We start from the raw sequence: 16897 nt of genomic DNA, 5'->3' as shown, positions 1-16897 counted from the left end.
AATGCAAGCTATGAAACTCTATCGCACGGCGGACGGCATCATCCTGGAACGGGAGGGAAAATTTTACCCCATCGATGCCCAGTGGGACACCTTTTTGAACGATGACGACCTATTCGACAAGTTGACCGCCATAGCGGACGGTGAAGAGGGCGGCGGAGCGCAGGTAAAGAACAGCGATCCGCTGAGCGTAGCCTATGGCGCGCAGGAAGTCTGGGCCAGCGGCGTAACCTACTTCAACAGCAAGCTCGCCCGCCAGGAGGAATCGGAAAAGGCCGGGGGCGGCACCTTTTACGAGCGGGTGTACGCGGCTGACCGGCCGGAACTCTTTTTCAAGGCGACGTCGGCCCGCACCGTGGGAAGCGGGGGGAAGGTGCGTATCCGCCGGGACAGCACCTGGGACGTGCCCGAACCCGAACTCACGCTGGTCATTACCGCCTCGGGCAAGATCGTCGGTTACACCATCGGCAACGACATGAGTTCGCGAAGTATAGAGGGGGAAAACCCACTTTACCTGCCGCAGGCGAAAACATATGACGCCTGTGCGGGCTTGGGTCCGTGTGTGCTTGTAACGGAAGACCCCTTGCCGCCCGATACCAGGATCTCCATGCAGGTGCTGCGGGGCGGGCAAGCCGCCTTCTCCGGGGAAACTACCCTCGGCCAGATGAAGCGTAAGCCGCCGGAACTGGTCGAATACCTCTTCCGCGAGTGCACTTTCCCCGCCGGCTGCTTGCTGATGACGGGGACGGGTATCGTGCCCGGTCCGGATTTCACGCTCCAGAGCGAAGACGAGATCCGCATCACCATCGAACCCATCGGAACCCTGATAAATATCGTACAATGACCCTGACAGGAAAACAATACATCGCCGGCGAAGCCACTGCCGCCGGATCCCGCACCTTCCGCGGCATCAACCCCGCTAACGGAGAAAAATTGGCTACCGACTTTTACGCCGCTACGGAAAGCGAGGTAGACTGTGCCGCCCGTGCCGCTGGCAATGCCTTCGGAGCGTTCCGCGACACGACCCCTGCGCAACGAGCTAATTTCCTGCGCTCCGTCGCCGAAGAAATTATGGCGCTGGGCGATACCCTAGTTGAGCGCTGCTGCGCGGAGTCGGGTCTTCCGGCCGGTCGCATCCAGGGCGAGCGGGGGCGGACCGTCAACCAGTTGCGCCTCTTCGCCGACGTGGTGGAGGAGGGTTCCTGGGTGGACGCCCGCATCGACCGCGCGAACCCCGACCGGGAACCCCTCCCGAAACCGGACGTCCGGTCGATGTTGCGACCATTAGGACCGGTGGCGGTATTCGGCGCCAGTAACTTTCCCCTGGCCTTCTCGGTTGCCGGCGGGGATACCGCCTCCGCCCTGGCCGCCGGCTGCCCGGTGGTGGCGAAGGGGCATCCCAGTCACCCCGGTACCTGCGAGCTGATCGCTACGGCCATTAACAGCGCTGTTCAGAAAGCCGAGTTACCCGCCGGTGTGTTCTCCCTGATTCAGGGAGACGACCACGATAGCGGGATGTGGCTGGTTAAGCACCCGGCCATTCAGGCGGTCGGCTTTACGGGCTCCTATGGCGGAGGGACCGCGCTGTTCCGGGCGGCCAACGAACGGAAGCAACCTATCCCGGTATACGCCGAAATGGGAAGTTCCAATCCGGTATTCATTCTGCCGAATGCCCTGCGGGAGCGCGGGCAGGAAATCGCCAAGGGGCTGACCCAGTCCGTCACCCTCGGCGTAGGGCAGTTCTGCACGAACCCCGGGCTGGTATTCCTGCCGCCTAACGGAGACACGGACGCCTTTACCCAGGCCGTTGCCACGGAGTTCAGGGGCGTGGATGCAGCCGTCATGCTCAACGAACGCATCCGCGATGCCTATGAAAGCGGCGTCGATCGCCTGCGCGGGGCCGACCGGGTCGAGTTGGTCGGCGAGGGCGCGACCGGCAACGGCGGATATACCGGACAGGCCCGTTTATTTGCTGCCTCGATCGATCGCTACCTGGCGGATACGGACCTGGAGGAAGAGGTTTTCGGTCCCTCCAGCGTGCTGCTTAGCGGCGGATCGCGGGAGCAACTGCTGGAAAGTGCCCGTCGCCTGGGTGGCCACCTCACCGTTACGCTCTTCGGTACTCCGGAAGACCTGGAGCAACACCGTGATCTCATCACGATCCTGGAGCAGAAAGCCGGCCGCCTGATCATCAACAATTTCCCTACGGGCGTCGAAGTATGTCACTCGATGGTACACGGCGGGCCGTTTCCCGCTACAACGGATAGCCGGACCACTTCGGTGGGTACCCGGGCCATCCTGCGCTTTGCCCGCCCGGTTTGTTTTCAGAATTTTCCCGACCAATTATTGCCGCCCGCGCTGCGGGAAAAGAACCCGCTGTCCATCCACCGAATGATCGACGGCGTCCGCCAGGTTCCCTAATCTGATTTGCCTTTTACCCATTTGTCGGGCCACAGCTTCCTGGTGCTGCGGTTCCGGCGTTACCTACTTAAGTCGATTAATTGTGAAAATGACTTTTATTTTTTCCCGCCAGTTTCTGGGGGCCATCTGCTGGTGCCTCCTACTGCCGAGTGTGGTCTCCGCCCAGCAAGTGATTGTAGACCCCACTACGGAACACCAAACCATCACCGGCTTCGGGGGCGTCAATATGCCCGACTGGATCGCCAACCTCGACTCTTCCTTGGTCGACAAGGCCTTCGGTAACGAACCCGGGCAGATGGGGCTGACTATCCTCCGGATCAAGGCCCCATCGGATTCCGGCATCTACGAGTTACAGGTACCGGTTGCTCGACAGGCCCACAATCTCGGAGCGATCATTCTGGCCAGCCCCTGGTCTCCACCGGTCAATATGAAGACCAACAACGATATCGTCCGTGGCGAACTCCTGCCGGAGTACTACGACGATTACGCCGAACACCTGATGGGCTTCGCCGACTTCATGGAGATGAACGGAGCTCCCCTGCATGCCATCTCGGTGCAGAACGAACCGGACTGGTCCGGGGCCACCTACGAATCCTGCGACTGGTCGCCCGAACAGTTGCTTACCTTCGTTAAGGAGCAGGGCGACAAATTTGAGGGAATCAACCTAGTAGCTTCCGAAGCCCTGGGCTTTAATCACGCCTATACCGATCCGATCCTCAACGATCCGGTAGCGGAACAAAACCTGGACATCGTGGGCGGTCACCTCTACGGCGCTACGATCCGGGATTACCCCCTGGCCCGGGAAAAGGGGAAGGAGGTATGGATGACCGAGCATTACACGGACAGCAACACCGACGCCAACGCCTGGCCCAATGCGCTGGGCGTGGGTACCGAAATATCGGGAACGATGCAGGCAAACTTCAACGCCTACATCTGGTGGTACATACGTCGCTTCTACGGCCTGATCCAGGACGACGGAAATATCTCCAAGCGCGGCTACGTCATGAGCCACTTCTCCAAATTCATCCGGCCGGGTGCCGTGCGGGTTGACGTTGCCCACTCCACCGGAGCGGATATTACCGCCTACAAAACCGATACGACCATGGTGATCGTGGCCGTAAATCCCAGCGGGAATGCCTTGAGCCTGGATCTGAATCTGGGTACGTCCGCCTACAGCGAGCTGACCGGCTACGTTACGGACACTACCCGCAATCTGGAGCCGCTGGGTACTTATCCGACGACGGACGGCGCCCTCGCCGTGAGCCTGCCGGCCGCCAGCATCATGACATTCACTACCTACACGGGCAACTCCGGAGCCGTCGATAACGTGCCACCGGTCGCGGAGGCCGGTAGCGACCAGACGTTGACCGACAGTCTGAACACCCTGGCCGTCATGGTACACCTCGACGCGAATGGCAGTACGGATGGTGACGGAACGATCGCAGGTTACAACTGGTCGCTCGCCGGCGAGCAGGTCTCCGCGGAGGCTATGGACTCCGTCGCACTGGCACCGGGGACGTACGAATTCGTACTGGCGGTAACGGATAATGACGGTGCCCGGACCACGGATACCCTGGCCGTGACGATCCAGCGGAGCGCGGACTACGTAGACCCGGGCGTCTGGCTGGACGTCGAGTGCGGTACGGTGGGCGCGAACTGGGTGATCACGGAAGATGAAACGGCCTCCAATGGCAAGTACGCGGCTACGGCAACGGGCGTGGAAATTCTGGAAGCGGCGTCCGAGGAGGCGGACGATCAGATCGTCATGTCCTTTAGCGTAATGGATTCCACCAGCTATACCCTGTTTGGACGGGTGACCGCACCCTCCGCGAACGACGATTCCTTCTGGATCCGGATGGATGACGGCGACTGGATCTTGTGGAACAGCATCACCGGTGGCCCCGACTGGGCCTGGGACGACGTCCACGACGGGGATCCGGCTAACCCGGTCACCTTTTACCTGGACAGCGGTATGCACACCCTTTCCGTAGTCTTCCGCGAAGATGGCGCCCTGCTGGATAAGTTTTATCTGAGCCCCGGCACAACGCCACCGACGGATATGGGAGAGCCTTCCGCATTGTGCGAATCCACCGGCCTGGCCCGCGAACCACGGGCAGAAACGATCGGGCTGTTCCCCAATCCGACAAGTGCCGCTTTCACGGTGGAGAGTCCCCGGTCCTTTACCGATCTCCGGATCATGTCGATCGACGGCCGCGAAGTCTGGCGGGAGCGCTACAGTGAACCGACTTACCGCACGACGGTAACCCCCGATCTGCGGGTGGGTACGTACATCGTCCTGACCCGCGGAACGGCCGGAATCGGTACCGCTAAATTGCGGGTAGACCGGTAAGGGAAGCCTGTTGTTTGAGGAGCGTCCGCTGGTATCCTGGGATATCAGCGGACGCTCTTTTTACCTAGACATTGGTCACGAGCGTGCCCACCTTCTCGCCGAACATGATCTTGCGCAGGTTGCTGGGTTCGTTGATGTCGAAAACGATGATGGGCAGATCGTTCTCCGCGCAGAGGGCGAAGGCGGCCTGGTCCATGACCCGCAGGTTTTTATTCATCACGTCCCGGAAGGAGATCTTGTCGTAGCGCGTGGCGCTGGGGTCTTTTTCGGGATCGGCGGTATAGATGCCGTCTACCCGGGTTCCCTTCAGGATCACGTCGGCACCGATCTCATTGGCGCGTAGGGCGGCGGCGCTGTCCGTGGTGAAGTAAGGGTTGCCGGTACCGGCACTAAAGATGACGACCCGTCCTTTCTCCAGGTGGCGAATGGCGCGCCGGCGGATGTACGGCTCGGCGATCTGCTGCATTTCGATGGCGGAAACCAGGCGGGTGAAGACCCCGTGGGTTTCCATCATGCTCTGGAGCGCCATGCCGTTGATGACCGTGGCGAGCATGCCCATATAGTCGCCCTGCGTGCGCTCTACCCCGGATTCCGCGGCGGATAGCCCCCGGAAAATATTGCCGCCACCGATGACTACCGCCACTTCTACGCCGATGTCGATCAGTTCCTTGATCTGCTTGGTGTAGTAGGTGAGCATTTTCGGATCGATGCCGTACTGCTGGTCGCCCATCAGGGTCTCACCGGACAGTTTGAGCATGATGCGACGGTATTTTAGGGCCATGATGGTTCGGGATTTTGGCAAAGGTAGGTAATAGACGCAAGGTCGCTTCGCTTCTTGCTGGTAGACGGGCCTTCGGTTGTTAGTAGACGCCAGATCGCTGCGCTCCTGACTAGTAGACGGGCCTCTGGCCCTGGTAGACGCGGGGTTGCTGACGCTTCCCGCTGGTAGACGGGCTTTCAGCCCTGGTAGACGCCAGATCGCTGCGCTCCTGACTAGTAGACGGGCCTCTGGCCCTGGTAGACGCGGGGTCGCTAACGCTTCCCGCTGGTAGACGGGCTTTCAGCCCTGGTAGACGACAGATCGCTGCGCTCCTGGCTAATAGACGAGCCTACGGCTCTTCTAGAGACGCCGCTCGAGCTGGGGTACCAACTCGTCTTTCCAGCCGAGGAAGCTGCCATCGATAATGCGCTCGCGGGCCTCGCGGACCAGGGAAAGGTAAAAGGCCAAGTTGTGCAGGGTGGCGATCTGGCCGGCCAGTAATTCGCCACAGCGGATGAGGTGGCAGAGGTAGGCCTTGCTGTGTACCTGGGAGGTCGGGGCGGCGTCGGGGCGGGCATCGATGGGGGAGTGGTCGTTCTTCCACTTCGCGTTCTTGATGTTGATGATGCCGTCGCGGGTGTAGAGCATGCCGTGGCGGGCGTTGCGGCTGGGAAGGACGCAGTCGAACATGTCAACACCGCGGGCGATGCACTCCAGGATGTTAGCGGGGGTTCCGACGCCCATGAGGTAGCGGGGCTTGTCTTTGGGTAGGATATCGCAGCACAGTTGGGTGATGCGGTACATATCCGGAATAGGCTCTCCAACGGAGAGGCCGCCGATGGCATTGCCGGGCTGGTCCTGGGAGGCGATGAACTCACAGGACTGTTTGCGCAGATCGTCGAAGCTGCCGCCCTGAACAATGGGGAAGAGGGCCTGGGAATGGCCGTACTTCGGCTGGCTTTCCCGCATGAAGGTCACGCAACGCTCGAGCCAGCGGTGGGTGAGGTGCATACTGTCCTCGGTGTACCGGCGGGTAGAAGGGTAGGGGGGGCACTCGTCGAAAGCCATGACGATATCCGCCCCGATGCTGCGTTGGATGGCGAGGCTGCTCTCGGGGCTGAAGAGGTGCTTGCTCCCGTCGATGTGGCTGGCGAAGGTGGCGCCCTCCTCGGTGATCTTGCGGCGATGGGCCAGGCTGAACACCTGGTAGCCGCCGCTATCGGTAAGGATGGGTCCCTCCCACTGCATGAAGCGGTGCAGGCCACCGGCGGCTTCGAGGATCTCGGTGCCGGGGCGCAGGTACAGGTGGTAGGTGTTGCCGAGGATGATCTGGGCCTTGACCTGTTCCTTCAGCTCGCTTTGGTGGACGCCCTTTACGGTCCCTAAGGTGCCCACCGGCATGAATATTGGGGTCTGGATGGTACCGTGGTCGGTGATGAGCTCGCCGGCGCGGGCGGCTGACGGCTGATCGGTATGGAGGAGCGAAAACTGCATGGGGCGCGAAGGTAGGAAGCTTCGCCCCGATCACTACTGTTTCAGGAGTCGAGCAGTGTAACGATCACCCTCTCCCGTGAGCAAGGAAAGGAAGTAGGGCCCGGCAGGGAGTTGCCGCAGATCGATTTGCATCCGTTCGTCGGTGGGCTGCCGGTGGCCGTTTTTTACTTCCCTTCCGAAGGCATTGAGGATCGAGTAAGCTATTTTCATGCCGGAAAAATCACGGTCGATGATAACTTGCTCACGGACCGGATTAGGATAAAATCGTAAGGCCTGTACCGAAGCTATCGACGTAGTGGAGGTAATAGAGCATTCGGACCCCGTGAGCTCAACCAGGGGGCGCTTCCAAATACCCTTATTGTCCGAGATGCTAGCGTACAGATGTGTTTCGTCGCTAACCAACTGATCGAAGACAAATTCCGCCTCTTCGTTAGCGCACAGCTTCTCCCACCGTTCTTCTGTCGTATTGTACCGGTACAGGTTTCCAGGGTCATCCCTGTCAATATTGTTGGTGATGTATACATCGTTACCGTCGACGATCTCCATGTCCAAGATGTTTCTTCGCTGGTCGGGCAAACCGTTGTTTAGCGGCTCCCAGTCCACACCGCCATCCAGCGACCGGTACACTCCGGATCCGGTGGTAGCGGCGTACAGAGCCCCCTGTAGGGTGGTATCCAGGCGATGAACCTGTAATCCACGTTCGGAAAATTCCCGGTAGGTCCAGGTCAAGCCATCGTCGCCGGAGCGAAAGACCCCTCCCGCCAGGCCGAGCAGTAGCGTATCATTCCCTAGGGCAATTCCGGAAAGCAAAAACTGGTCGGTATTGAGGTCCGGACCTTCGATGATGACTTCCTTCCAGTGGAGGCCATCCGCGGAGCGGTAAAGCTGCCCCCGGTCATTGACGGCGAACTTATCCCCGGCGCGATTGGTAAATAAATCACTGAAGTGAGTAAGGGAAGCGGGCGCGGGATCAAAGGTTGCGGCTTGCCAGTTTTCTCCCCAGTCGGTCGTACGGTAGATGTTGTAATCGCTGGCGGTCACAAACAGAGCAGAATCCGTAACCAAAGCGTAAGGAGCGAAAGGAAGGCCGTCACCCTCCGTGATCCATTCGGTGGTCTGCCCGCCGTCCGTTGATACGAAGACCGCGCCACCAAGGTTGGCTATAATCCGGCGGCCGGATACGTTCAGCTCGGTCACACGATATTCGGACGGAAAATTTGTCGGCAACCACTGACCGAACAGTGGGAGGCAAGCCAGTAGAAAGAGGGCGGTCGAGCCGTATCGGATAGTTTTCACGGTGGGGTTTTTTAGGTGAGAGAGTCAAAAACAACCTAAGCCACCCAATCTTGAACTGAAAAGGCAACGGCCGCACCGACGATGTCCGCTTACCTTTGCCCCCATGAAGTTCCTCATCGCTGGCCTCGGCAACCCCGGCCCCAAATACGAAGATACCCGCCACAACGTCGGCTTCCGGGTGCTGGAAGACCTGACGGATGACTGGAAAACTGAAAATCTCGGTGACGTGGCGCGCATTCGCCACCGTGGCAAGCAACTGATCCTGCTCAAGCCGAATACCTTCATGAATCTGAGTGGGAAAGCGGTCCGCTACTGGCTGCAGGCCGAAAAGATCCCTAAGGAAAGGCTGCTGGTGGTCATGGACGACCTCCACCTCGACTTCGGACGCCTGCGCCTGCGCGGCAAGGGCAGCGATGCCGGTCACAATGGTCTGAAGGACATCGATCAGATGACTGGGGGGAATAATTATGCCCGTCTCCGTGTCGGGATCGGCAAGGATTTTCACCCGGGCCAGCAGGCCGACTACGTTCTCAGCGAATGGAAGCCGGAAGAGCTCGATGCCCTTCCAAAGCTGGTGGAAGACGCAGCGGCTGCCTGTCTGAGCTTTTGCGCCCATGGCTTGGCAAATACGATGAGCGCTTACAACCGATAAACCGTTCCGGTAATCCGGTGTTACGCCCATACAGGACACTAACCACAACACTGCTTGAAGTCTACTGCCACCATTATTGGGGCCGGTTTTGCCGGCCTTTCCGCTGCCGCCTATCTGGCTAAGGCGGGCTACCGGGTGCGGTTGCTGGAGAAGAATCCCGGCCTTGGCGGCCGGGCCCGCCAGTTTGAGGCGGAAGGCTTCACCTTCGATATGGGTCCGAGCTGGTACTGGATGCCGGAAATTTTCGAGCAGTTCTTCAATGCCTTCGGGCGCAAGGCCAGCGACTATTACGAACTGGTCCGCCTCGATCCGAGCTATGAAGTAGTATTTGGAGTAGAGGATCGGGTGGAAGTGCCCGCTTCAACGGCAGAGCTCTTTGAACTTTTCGAGCGGCTCGAGCCAGGCAGCTCCGCCAACCTGCGGAAATTTCTGGAGGAAGCGGAATATAAATACCGGGTCGGGATTAGCGAATTCGTCCATAAGCCCGGTCACAGCATTCTCGATTTTGCGGACCTGCGTGTACTTAAATCCGCCTTCCGCTTGCAGATGCTGACCGACATGGCATCCTACGTCCGGAAGCTGTTCAAACATCCGCAGCTGATTCAGTTGCTGGAGTTTCCGGTTTTGTTTCTGGGGGCCACCCCGGCCAACACCCCCGCCCTGTATAGCCTGATGAATTACGCCGATCTGGAGTTGGGTACCTGGTATCCGCTGGGCGGCATGCACAAAATCATCGAGGGGATGGCGGCCGTGGCGCGGGAGCAGGGCGTGGAGATCGTATCGGGCGCTGCGGTAACGCAGGTCATCACCACCGGTGGTGAAGTCACCGAAGTCATTACGGAGGATGGCAACCGTTATCCTACCGACGTGCTCGTTTGCGCTGCCGATTACCATCACTTTGAGCAGCAGATCCTGGAACCTGCTGACCGCGTCTACACAGAAGACTACTGGTCCAAACGTACTATGGCCCCTTCCAGCTTACTCTTCTATGTCGGGCTGAACCGCAAGGTGCCGGGGCTGCATCACCATACGCTCTTCTTCGATGCCGACTTCAACCGGCATGCCCACGAGATCTACGAGGAACCTACGTGGCCGGAAGATCCCCTATTTTACGTCTGTTCTCCCTCGGTCACCGATCCTACGGTTGCTCCGGAGGGTTTCGAAAATATGTTCTTTCTCCTTCCCCTGGCGCCCGACCTCGGCGATAATCCCCAACGCCGGGAACATTACTGGAACCTCATGTGCGATCGCCTGCAGCAACGTATCGGTTTCGACATCCGCCCGCACGTCGTGTATCGCCGGGGCTATGCCCACCGGGAGTTCCGAGAAGACTACAATGCCTTCCGTGGCAATGCCTACGGTCTGGCCAACACCCTCACGCAGACTGCCTTCCTAAAGCCAAAGCTGCGCAGCAAAAAACTCAAAAACCTTTGGTATGCCGGTCAATTGACCACCCCGGGTCCCGGCATGCCACCCAGCATCATCTCCGGTCAGGTTGCCGCCCGGGATATCCTCAGAGCCCAGCCCGCCCATGCTTAACCTGTACCACCAAGTTTGTCGGGAATGTGCTTCCCTCGTTACCCGCCGCTACAGCACCAGCTTCAGCATGGGGATCCGGGTTTTCGATAAGCCGCTGCGTGCGCCGATCTATGGTATATACGGATTCGTCCGTTTTGCCGATGAGATCGTGGATACCTTTCACCATAAGGATAAACAGGCCCTATTTCAGCGCTTTCGGGATGATACCTATCACGCGTTGGAGGCGGGTATTAGCCTCAATCCTATCCTGCAGGCTTTTCAGGAAGTAGCCCACCGCTACGATATTGGCCGTGACCTGATCGATCCCTTTCTGGATAGCATGGAAATGGACCTCGATAATACGCGGTACGACCCCTCCTTATACAAGGAGTACATCTACGGCTCAGCCGAGGTCGTCGGGCTGATGTGCCTCAAAGTTTTCGTAGATGGGGACACGGAAGAGTACGAACGGCTCAAAGCCTCCGCCTGCTCGCTTGGTGCCGCCTTCCAAAAGATCAACTTCCTACGCGACATTCGTTCGGATTACCACGATCGCGGCCGGGTCTACTTCCCCGGCGTCGACTACAATAAATTCGACAACGACATCAAAGCCTCCATCGAAGCGGACATTAAAGCCGACTTCGACCACGCCTACATCGGCATCAAACAATTGCCGGCCAGTGCCCGCCTTGGTGTCTATCTGGCTTACGTCTATTACACCAAGCTTTTCCAAAAGATCCGCAGCTCCCCCGCTCGCCACGTCACCGAGCGCCGCATCCGGGTAGCGGATACGCGCAAGGTATATTTACTGGCCAGCTCAGCGGTTAAGCACCGGTTTAATCTGCTGTAGTCTCCGGGGTTGTGGAATTCTTCCACCCCGATCAGGGTCCTGGAGCTCCAGTTCCAGGCAGCATTCCTTTCCCACGGCCAAGCCCCGTCGTGCATTTCGGCGGAGCTGGAACTTATCCACCCCAATCAGGGTCCTGGAGCTCCAGCTCCAGGCACATTTCCTTTCCAATGGCAAGTCCCGTCGTGCATTTCGGCGGAGCTGGAGCTCCTCCACCCCGCACAGGGTCCTTGGAGCTCCAGCTCCAGGCGTATTGGCCTTCCATGACTAAGTTCCACAACTCCACGCTTCCGCCGGTTCGTTAAATAAGTGACCGACTGTTCAGTCAGACTAAATCAATGTCTACGCTGGTGGAGGTCACCTATCACAAGTAAAGTATATACGAGTAGGAGGGGAAGAAACCATTGTAAAAACTGTTTAATATTTTTGAATAAGAAACAAATAGTGTAATTTAATGCCATGCAACCCATGGCAACTGACGTAGCAAACGGCAAAATTCCCCACGACGATATTCGCCATTGTCCGGTACACATCAACTACCGCTTACACGGCAGCGTACCCTCTTGCGAATTGGAGAGGCTGCAAAAGCAACGCCAACGCAACTTGGACACTATTCGAGCCAAACTCATCGGTTTACCACCCGAGGTATATAATCGAGAGTTTAATAGATACGCCGGCCAAATAAATGCTCGCTACGAATTAGCTGTGGACGATCTCCTGGACGGGGCCGTTAGCGGTCCACTTTATTTGCAGAAGGAAGATATCGCGGATCTTGTTATGCAGTCCTGGCTGGAATTGGCACAGCAACGAAAAGTCGTGGTCTACGGCGTCTGCGTTATGGGCAACCATGTACACGCAGTGATCGAGGCACCGCCACACGTAGATGTGCTCAAGTCTTCCAAGCTGCTGCAATCGCACAAAAGCTTTACTGCCAGGTTGGCCAATCGAATTTTAAGTACTACCGGAAAGCCTTTCTGGGAAAAGGATTATTTCGACCGTCGCATCAGGCAGGGGAAGTTTATGCGGGTCATGTGGTACGTCGTTAACAACCCCGTGAAGGCTGGGCTCGTAAAGGACTGGGAAGAGTGGCCACACACATATATCCATCCTGAATACCTGCCGATGTTTACGGGTAGGGTAGATTGAGGGGGGCTGGCTGGATCTACAGGAGTTTGTCTACCCCGATCAGGGTCTTGGAACTCTAGCTCCAGGCACATTTCCTTCCCACGGCCAAGCCCCGTCGTGCATTTCGGCAGAGCTGGAGCTCCTCCACCCCGCACAGGGTCCTGGAGCTCCAGCTCCAGGCACATTTCCTTTCCAATGGCAAGTCCCGTCGTGCATTTCGGCGGAGCTGGAGCTTCTCCACCCCGCACAGGGTCCTGGAGCTCCAGCTCCAGGCAGCATTTCTTTCCCCGGCCAAGTCCCGTCGTGCATTTCGTCGGAGCTGGAGCTCCTCCACCCCGCACAGGGTCCTGGAGCTCCAGCTCCAGGCACATTTCCTTTCCAATGGCAAGTCCCGTCGTGCATTTCGGCGGAGCTGGAGCTCCTCCACCCCACACAGGATCCTGGAGCTCCAGCTCCAGGCAGCATTCCTTTCCACGGCCAGATCCCGTCATACTTTTCGGCGGAGCTGGAGCTCCTCCACCCCGCACAGGGTCCTGGAGCTCCAGCTCCAGGCACATTTCCTTCCCACGGCCAAGTCCCGTCATACTTTTCGGCGGAGCTGGAGCTCCTCCACCCCACACGGGGTCCTGGAGCTCCAGCTCCAGGCAGTATTCCTTTCCAAGGCTAGGTCCCATCATATTTTTCAGCGGATCTGGAGCTCCTCCACCCCGCACAGGGTCCTGTAGCTCCAGCTCCAGGCACCCTTCCTTTCCAAAGCCATATCCCACACGACCATCCGGCGAAGCCCCGCACCCCGCCACCCAAACCACTCCTACTCCTCCGGCCAGTCAAAATCCCCGCCCTCCATCCGGAAGAAGCGAGCGGCATTATGAAAGAGAATATCCCGCTTCCGCTCTTCGGAGAGATAGTCCGCATCTTCGATCACCCCGATGGAAGTCTCAAACATGCGGGGCCAGAACAGAAAATCGGTACCATACATGATGCGCTTCCCGAATCCGGCACGCACCAGTTTTTCAATCACGTAATTGACTTCCGCCAGCGGATAGCTCCAGATAAAGCCGGAAATATCCAGATAGACGTAGGCGTGTGCCCCCATCAGGGCGATCAGTTCGTCTACCAGTGGGTAGCCGGCGTGCATGACCCATATTTTGAGCTTCGGGTGCCGGGCCAGCATCTCCTCGAGCAGGAGCGGATTACCCAGCGAAGCACGGTAATTAGGACTAGTCAAATTAGCCACGCCGTTACCGCCCGTTCCCATGTGTATCCCTACCGGGATGTTGAGTTCTTCCGCTACGGCGAAGTAGGGGGTAAAGATGGAGTCGCTCGGAGACAAACCCTGGTACTGAGGCGCCACCTCGGCGACAACCTTATAAAAGCCACTGCTTAGCGAATCCCTAAAATTGTCGACCGGCATATTCGGGTCGATGCCGATCCCCGGAATAATGCGCCCCGCCGGAGCGTCATCATACCACTTATGCAGGATGGTCGGTGCCCCGAAGGCGACCATCGTCATATTCATTTCCCGGATGCGCCGCAGGACTTCCTCCTGCATCACTTCGTCATTGGCGGCAGCTGGCAGGGGATCATCACAGTCGTCGGTAAAGAAGGCCGGCGCCGGATCGTTGGGGTCGCCGCCGGGCATGTCCGTCAGGAACCAGGGACATAGCGCACTGGTAAAAGCAGGGCTAACCGGCAGGGCGTGTACATGGATGTCGATAATCGGCGGACGCGTCACTGAATTATCTTGCCCGGGGAGGGCAATAGCCAGCCAGCCAAAAGCCAGAGTGAATAAAAAGCGGTTGAACTGCATAATAGGTATGGATTGCTGTATTCGGCAAAAAGGTAATTCGTTCCATATTCATGCAGGGCTGATGCCTACCCAACCATTTATAGACTACAACGTCTATACCGTATCCTTAAAACAGGACGACTTGCCGCAAACAGCATCTTCCACCGCCACTCCCGCCCGTCGAGGCTTAACGCCTTCCGAGCGTTACCTGGCCTACTTCCTCGTATTCGCTTTCGCTTCCGGCGCACTGGCGCACACCCTGCCGGCCGTCTTGCCCGTCACCCGGTATACGACGGACGGCTTGCTGCTCGTCCTAAACGGCTTGTTGATCTTCAGCCTTTACCAGCGCAATCGGGATAGCCGATTATGGATCTGGCTATTACTGGCCTACCTATTCACCTTCGCGACCGAAGCCATCGGAGTCGCCACGGGCGCCATATTCGGAGAGTACGTTTACGGGGCTACGATGTGGTGGCAGTGGCTGGGTGTCCCCTTCGTTATCGCGCTCAACTGGTGCGCGCTAACGCTGGCCACGAATGACCTGGCGGCGAGAATAGTCGACGGACCGCTACGCACCGCCCTGTTGGCGAGCGTCATCATCGCCCTGTACGACGTAGCCATCGAACCGGTCGCCATCAGCCTGGACTATTGGCAGTGGGCGGATAACATCATTCCGCTACAGAATTACCTCATGTGGGCCGTGGTGGCCTTTATCATCTCCCTTCCCCTGCAGTGGCTGCGGATACGGTACCGGAGCCCGCTCCTGCCGGTATACCTCTTCGCTCAGCTATTCTTCTTCATCGTCCTTAACCTGGCCCTATGAAACAGTACGACCTGGCCATCATCGGCGGGGGGCTGGCCGGACTCAGCTTGCTCTATCATCTGCATGAAGCCGGCAAGCTTACCAACCAACGCGTATTGCTGGTAGATCCGGAGCGCAAGGGAGGCAATGACCGGACCTGGTCGTTCTGGGAAATGGGCCAGGGGCCTTTCGACGACATCGTACGCCAGCGGTGGAACCGCGTGACCCTTCACAATACGGATACCGACTTATCGTGCGACCTGGGTGCCTACACCTATAAGCTGATCCGTAGCGCGGATTTCTATGCTAAGACCCAGGCGGCACTTTCGAAAGTTCCCGGCCTTGATCGGCGCTACGCCCGCGCCACCGACATTCGAAATACAAGCGAGGGTGTGCAGCTTACCGTAGAAGGCGAAACGGTATACGCCAGGCAGGCCTTCAGCAGTCTGCCGCACCCGCTCGATCACCGGGAGGTGAAAGCGCCCTACCTAGATCAGCACTTCCGCGGCTGGTACGTGGAAACCGAGGAGGACACCTTCGATCCGGTCGTGGCCAGCCTGATGGACTTCCGTACGCCGCAGCACGGGGAAACTCGCTTCTTCTATGTCCTTCCCTTTTCCAGGCGCCGGGCGGTGGTAGAGATTGCTATTTTCAGCAACCAGCATCTACAGACGGAAACGTACGACCGCCTACTCAAAGAATACATCGCTCGCCATTGGACCGAAGGCCGGTACCGCATCGAGCATACGGAAGCGGGGAACATCCCGATGACCACCTATTCTTTTCCCAGGCGGGAAGGGAAGCTCATTCATATCGGTCTGGGCGGGGGAGACGCCCGTCCCTCCACCGGCTATACCTTCTATAATGTACAGCGGAAGATGATGCAGATCGCGGAGGCCTATCCCCGCCTGCCCGATCTCTCCCCCTGGCCGGAGCGCCACATACTATATGATGCGACCTTGCTGCGGCTCCTGCAGAATGAGGTGCTTCCCGGAGATCGGGTGTTCGTCAACTTGTTCCGGGACAATCCCGCAGATCGCGTACTGGCTTTCCTTAATGGGGAGACCAACTTGATACAGGAGCTACGGCTCATGTCTACGGTTCCCATCGCACCCTTTGCTTCCACCTTCGCCCGGGAGCTAATTCGCTGATAGCCCTAAACAATTTTTGCGGCGGAGCGCAGGATAAAAGCCCTATGCAGTAAAGGGGGGTAAATTCCTATTTCACACAATTACCCTAGGATGCTAAAGGGCTTATGGGCGCACTGTTTTCCAGGCTAGAAGTAGAATTTCAAAAAAAATGAGAGAGCGTTAAACCATCACTAGGGTGGGGCGTTTACAATCCTGCGCCCCAACACTGGCAAGTCCTTGTCGAATTGGCGTGCTCCCCTTTTTTGGTTTCTTTTTCGTCTCTAGGCGCATGCGGCAACGGCCTCAGCGCGACGGAAGCTTCGCCTCAAAAGGAATTGAAAAAAATCTTTCAAAAGACTTGCAGGGGCGCGATCATTGATCGTACCTTTGCGGCCCCCGCGAACGAGCGGTGGGAGATGGACTAGGCGGGCGGATGATTTGAAAAGAAATTTTCTACATCACTTGCACAGTTAAAAAACTTGCTGTACTTTTGCAGCCGCTTTGGAAGCAAGGCGAACAAATGAAGAAAAAAGCTGGTGTTTCAGCGTGGGCCCATAGGGGGCTGATGCGACTGAAACGAGGGTCTTAGGTGACCTGCCGGCGCCACGATCTTTGACATCAATGGCAGGCGAGGTTCAACGCCGTAGAATTAACGAATGCGACCGGATCTTCTTTTCGAGGAAGGTTTGCGACACTGGATTTGTGACTATGGCCCT

13 protein-coding genes are annotated in these 16897 nt (G+C 58.0%); 9 read left to right on the top strand and 4 right to left on the bottom strand.

Annotated features, from left to right (window positions below; translation table 11 throughout):
• Nucleotides 1-10 precede the first annotated feature (10 nt).
• The 3 genes from DRW39_RS18580 (at nucleotide 11) to DRW39_RS18570 (ending at nucleotide 4768) form a co-directional block, all read left to right on the top strand.
• On the top strand, nucleotides 11-841 hold the full coding sequence (locus tag DRW39_RS18580) for a fumarylacetoacetate hydrolase family protein (RefSeq protein WP_116108589.1): 831 nt from the start codon (nucleotides 11-13) through the stop codon (nucleotides 839-841).
• Nucleotides 838-2418: an aldehyde dehydrogenase (NADP(+)) gene (locus DRW39_RS18575; protein WP_116108588.1), complete on the top strand. Its 1581-nt coding sequence runs from the start codon at nucleotides 838-840 to the stop codon at nucleotides 2416-2418. The genes DRW39_RS18580 and DRW39_RS18575 overlap by 4 nt, the downstream gene beginning before the upstream one ends.
• 88 nt (nucleotides 2419-2506) lie before the next feature.
• Entirely contained in the window at nucleotides 2507-4768 is a 2262-nt protein-coding gene (locus tag DRW39_RS18570; protein WP_116108587.1) for a PKD domain-containing protein, read from the top strand.
• 64 nt (nucleotides 4769-4832) lie between these two features.
• On the opposite strand, the gene pyrH is transcribed toward DRW39_RS18570, so the two are convergent.
• The 3 genes from pyrH to DRW39_RS18555 form a co-directional block, all read right to left on the bottom strand.
• Nucleotides 4833-5549: a UMP kinase gene (gene pyrH, locus DRW39_RS18565; RefSeq protein WP_116108586.1), complete on the bottom strand. Its 717-nt coding sequence runs from the start codon at nucleotides 5547-5549 to the stop codon at nucleotides 4833-4835.
• A 339-nt stretch (nucleotides 5550-5888) separates the two neighbouring features.
• Nucleotides 5889-7022, bottom strand: coding sequence for a tRNA guanosine(34) transglycosylase Tgt (gene tgt / locus DRW39_RS18560; RefSeq protein ID WP_116108585.1), 1134 nt, complete (start codon nucleotides 7020-7022; stop codon nucleotides 5889-5891).
• A 33-nt stretch (nucleotides 7023-7055) separates the two neighbouring features.
• A complete protein-coding gene (locus DRW39_RS18555; protein ID WP_116108584.1) occupies nucleotides 7056-8318 on the bottom strand; it encodes a T9SS type A sorting domain-containing protein in 1263 nt (420 codons plus the stop codon).
• 103 nt (nucleotides 8319-8421) lie between these two features.
• Here DRW39_RS18555 and pth point away from each other — a divergent pair, with 103 nt between their 5' ends.
• The 4 genes from pth to DRW39_RS18535 all read left to right on the top strand — a co-directional run bounded on the left by pth (nucleotide 8422) and on the right by DRW39_RS18535 (nucleotide 12481).
• Nucleotides 8422-8970 carry an aminoacyl-tRNA hydrolase gene (gene pth / locus DRW39_RS18550; RefSeq protein ID WP_116108583.1) on the top strand — a complete coding sequence of 183 codons (549 nt, stop codon included), beginning with the start codon at nucleotides 8422-8424 and terminating at the stop codon, nucleotides 8968-8970.
• Between the two features lie 54 nt (nucleotides 8971-9024).
• Nucleotides 9025-10509: a phytoene desaturase family protein gene (locus tag DRW39_RS18545; RefSeq protein ID WP_116108582.1), complete on the top strand. Its 1485-nt coding sequence runs from the start codon at nucleotides 9025-9027 to the stop codon at nucleotides 10507-10509.
• Nucleotides 10502-11338, top strand: coding sequence for a phytoene/squalene synthase family protein (locus DRW39_RS18540; RefSeq protein ID WP_116108581.1), 837 nt, complete (start codon nucleotides 10502-10504; stop codon nucleotides 11336-11338). The genes DRW39_RS18545 and DRW39_RS18540 overlap by 8 nt, the downstream gene beginning before the upstream one ends.
• Nucleotides 11339-11794: 456 nt before the next feature.
• The gene (locus DRW39_RS18535) at nucleotides 11795-12481 is read left to right on the top strand and encodes a transposase (protein ID WP_116108580.1); all 687 of its coding nucleotides are present in this window, start codon (nucleotides 11795-11797) and stop codon (nucleotides 12479-12481) included.
• Nucleotides 12482-13271: 790 nt separating this feature from the next.
• Here DRW39_RS18535 and DRW39_RS18530 read toward each other — a convergent pair.
• Nucleotides 13272-14270: an amidohydrolase family protein gene (locus DRW39_RS18530; RefSeq protein WP_116108579.1), complete on the bottom strand. Its 999-nt coding sequence runs from the start codon at nucleotides 14268-14270 to the stop codon at nucleotides 13272-13274.
• A gap of 61 nt (nucleotides 14271-14331) precedes the next feature.
• Here DRW39_RS18530 and DRW39_RS18525 point away from each other — a divergent pair, with 61 nt between their 5' ends.
• On the top strand, nucleotides 14332-15072 hold the full coding sequence (locus DRW39_RS18525; protein WP_116108578.1) for a carotenoid biosynthesis protein: 741 nt from the start codon (nucleotides 14332-14334) through the stop codon (nucleotides 15070-15072).
• Entirely contained in the window at nucleotides 15069-16202 is a 1134-nt protein-coding gene (locus DRW39_RS18520) for a lycopene cyclase family protein (RefSeq protein ID WP_116108577.1), read from the top strand. The genes DRW39_RS18525 and DRW39_RS18520 overlap by 4 nt, the downstream gene beginning before the upstream one ends.
• The last annotated feature ends 695 nt before the right edge of the window (nucleotides 16203-16897 follow it).

The organism is Lewinella sp. IMCC34191, assembly GCF_003390935.1.
In the GTDB taxonomy this organism is placed as follows: domain Bacteria; phylum Bacteroidota; class Bacteroidia; order Chitinophagales; family Saprospiraceae; genus Neolewinella.
This window is presented reverse-complemented; position numbering and strand designations above follow the sequence as displayed.

What these genes read in the sequence shown, in the direction of transcription:
- DRW39_RS18580 (WP_116108589.1), top strand. Translation starts at nt 11, where the DNA reads ATGAAACTCTATCGCACGGCGGACGGCATCATCCTGGAACGGGAGGGA.
- DRW39_RS18575 (WP_116108588.1), top strand. Translation starts at nt 838, where the DNA reads ATGACCCTGACAGGAAAACAATACATCGCCGGCGAAGCCACTGCCGCC.
- DRW39_RS18570 (WP_116108587.1), top strand. Translation starts at nt 2,507, where the DNA reads ATGACTTTTATTTTTTCCCGCCAGTTTCTGGGGGCCATCTGCTGGTGC.
- pyrH (WP_116108586.1), bottom strand. Translation starts at nt 5,549, where the DNA reads ATGGCCCTAAAATACCGTCGCATCATGCTCAAACTGTCCGGTGAGACC.
- tgt (WP_116108585.1), bottom strand. Translation starts at nt 7,022, where the DNA reads ATGCAGTTTTCGCTCCTCCATACCGATCAGCCGTCAGCCGCCCGCGCC.
- pth (WP_116108583.1), top strand. Translation starts at nt 8,422, where the DNA reads ATGAAGTTCCTCATCGCTGGCCTCGGCAACCCCGGCCCCAAATACGAA.
- DRW39_RS18540 (WP_116108581.1), top strand. Translation starts at nt 10,502, where the DNA reads ATGCTTAACCTGTACCACCAAGTTTGTCGGGAATGTGCTTCCCTCGTT.
- DRW39_RS18535 (WP_116108580.1), top strand. Translation starts at nt 11,795, where the DNA reads ATGCAACCCATGGCAACTGACGTAGCAAACGGCAAAATTCCCCACGAC.
- DRW39_RS18530 (WP_116108579.1), bottom strand. Translation starts at nt 14,270, where the DNA reads ATGCAGTTCAACCGCTTTTTATTCACTCTGGCTTTTGGCTGGCTGGCT.
- DRW39_RS18525 (WP_116108578.1), top strand. Translation starts at nt 14,332, where the DNA reads ATGCCTACCCAACCATTTATAGACTACAACGTCTATACCGTATCCTTA.
- DRW39_RS18520 (WP_116108577.1), top strand. Translation starts at nt 15,069, where the DNA reads ATGAAACAGTACGACCTGGCCATCATCGGCGGGGGGCTGGCCGGACTC.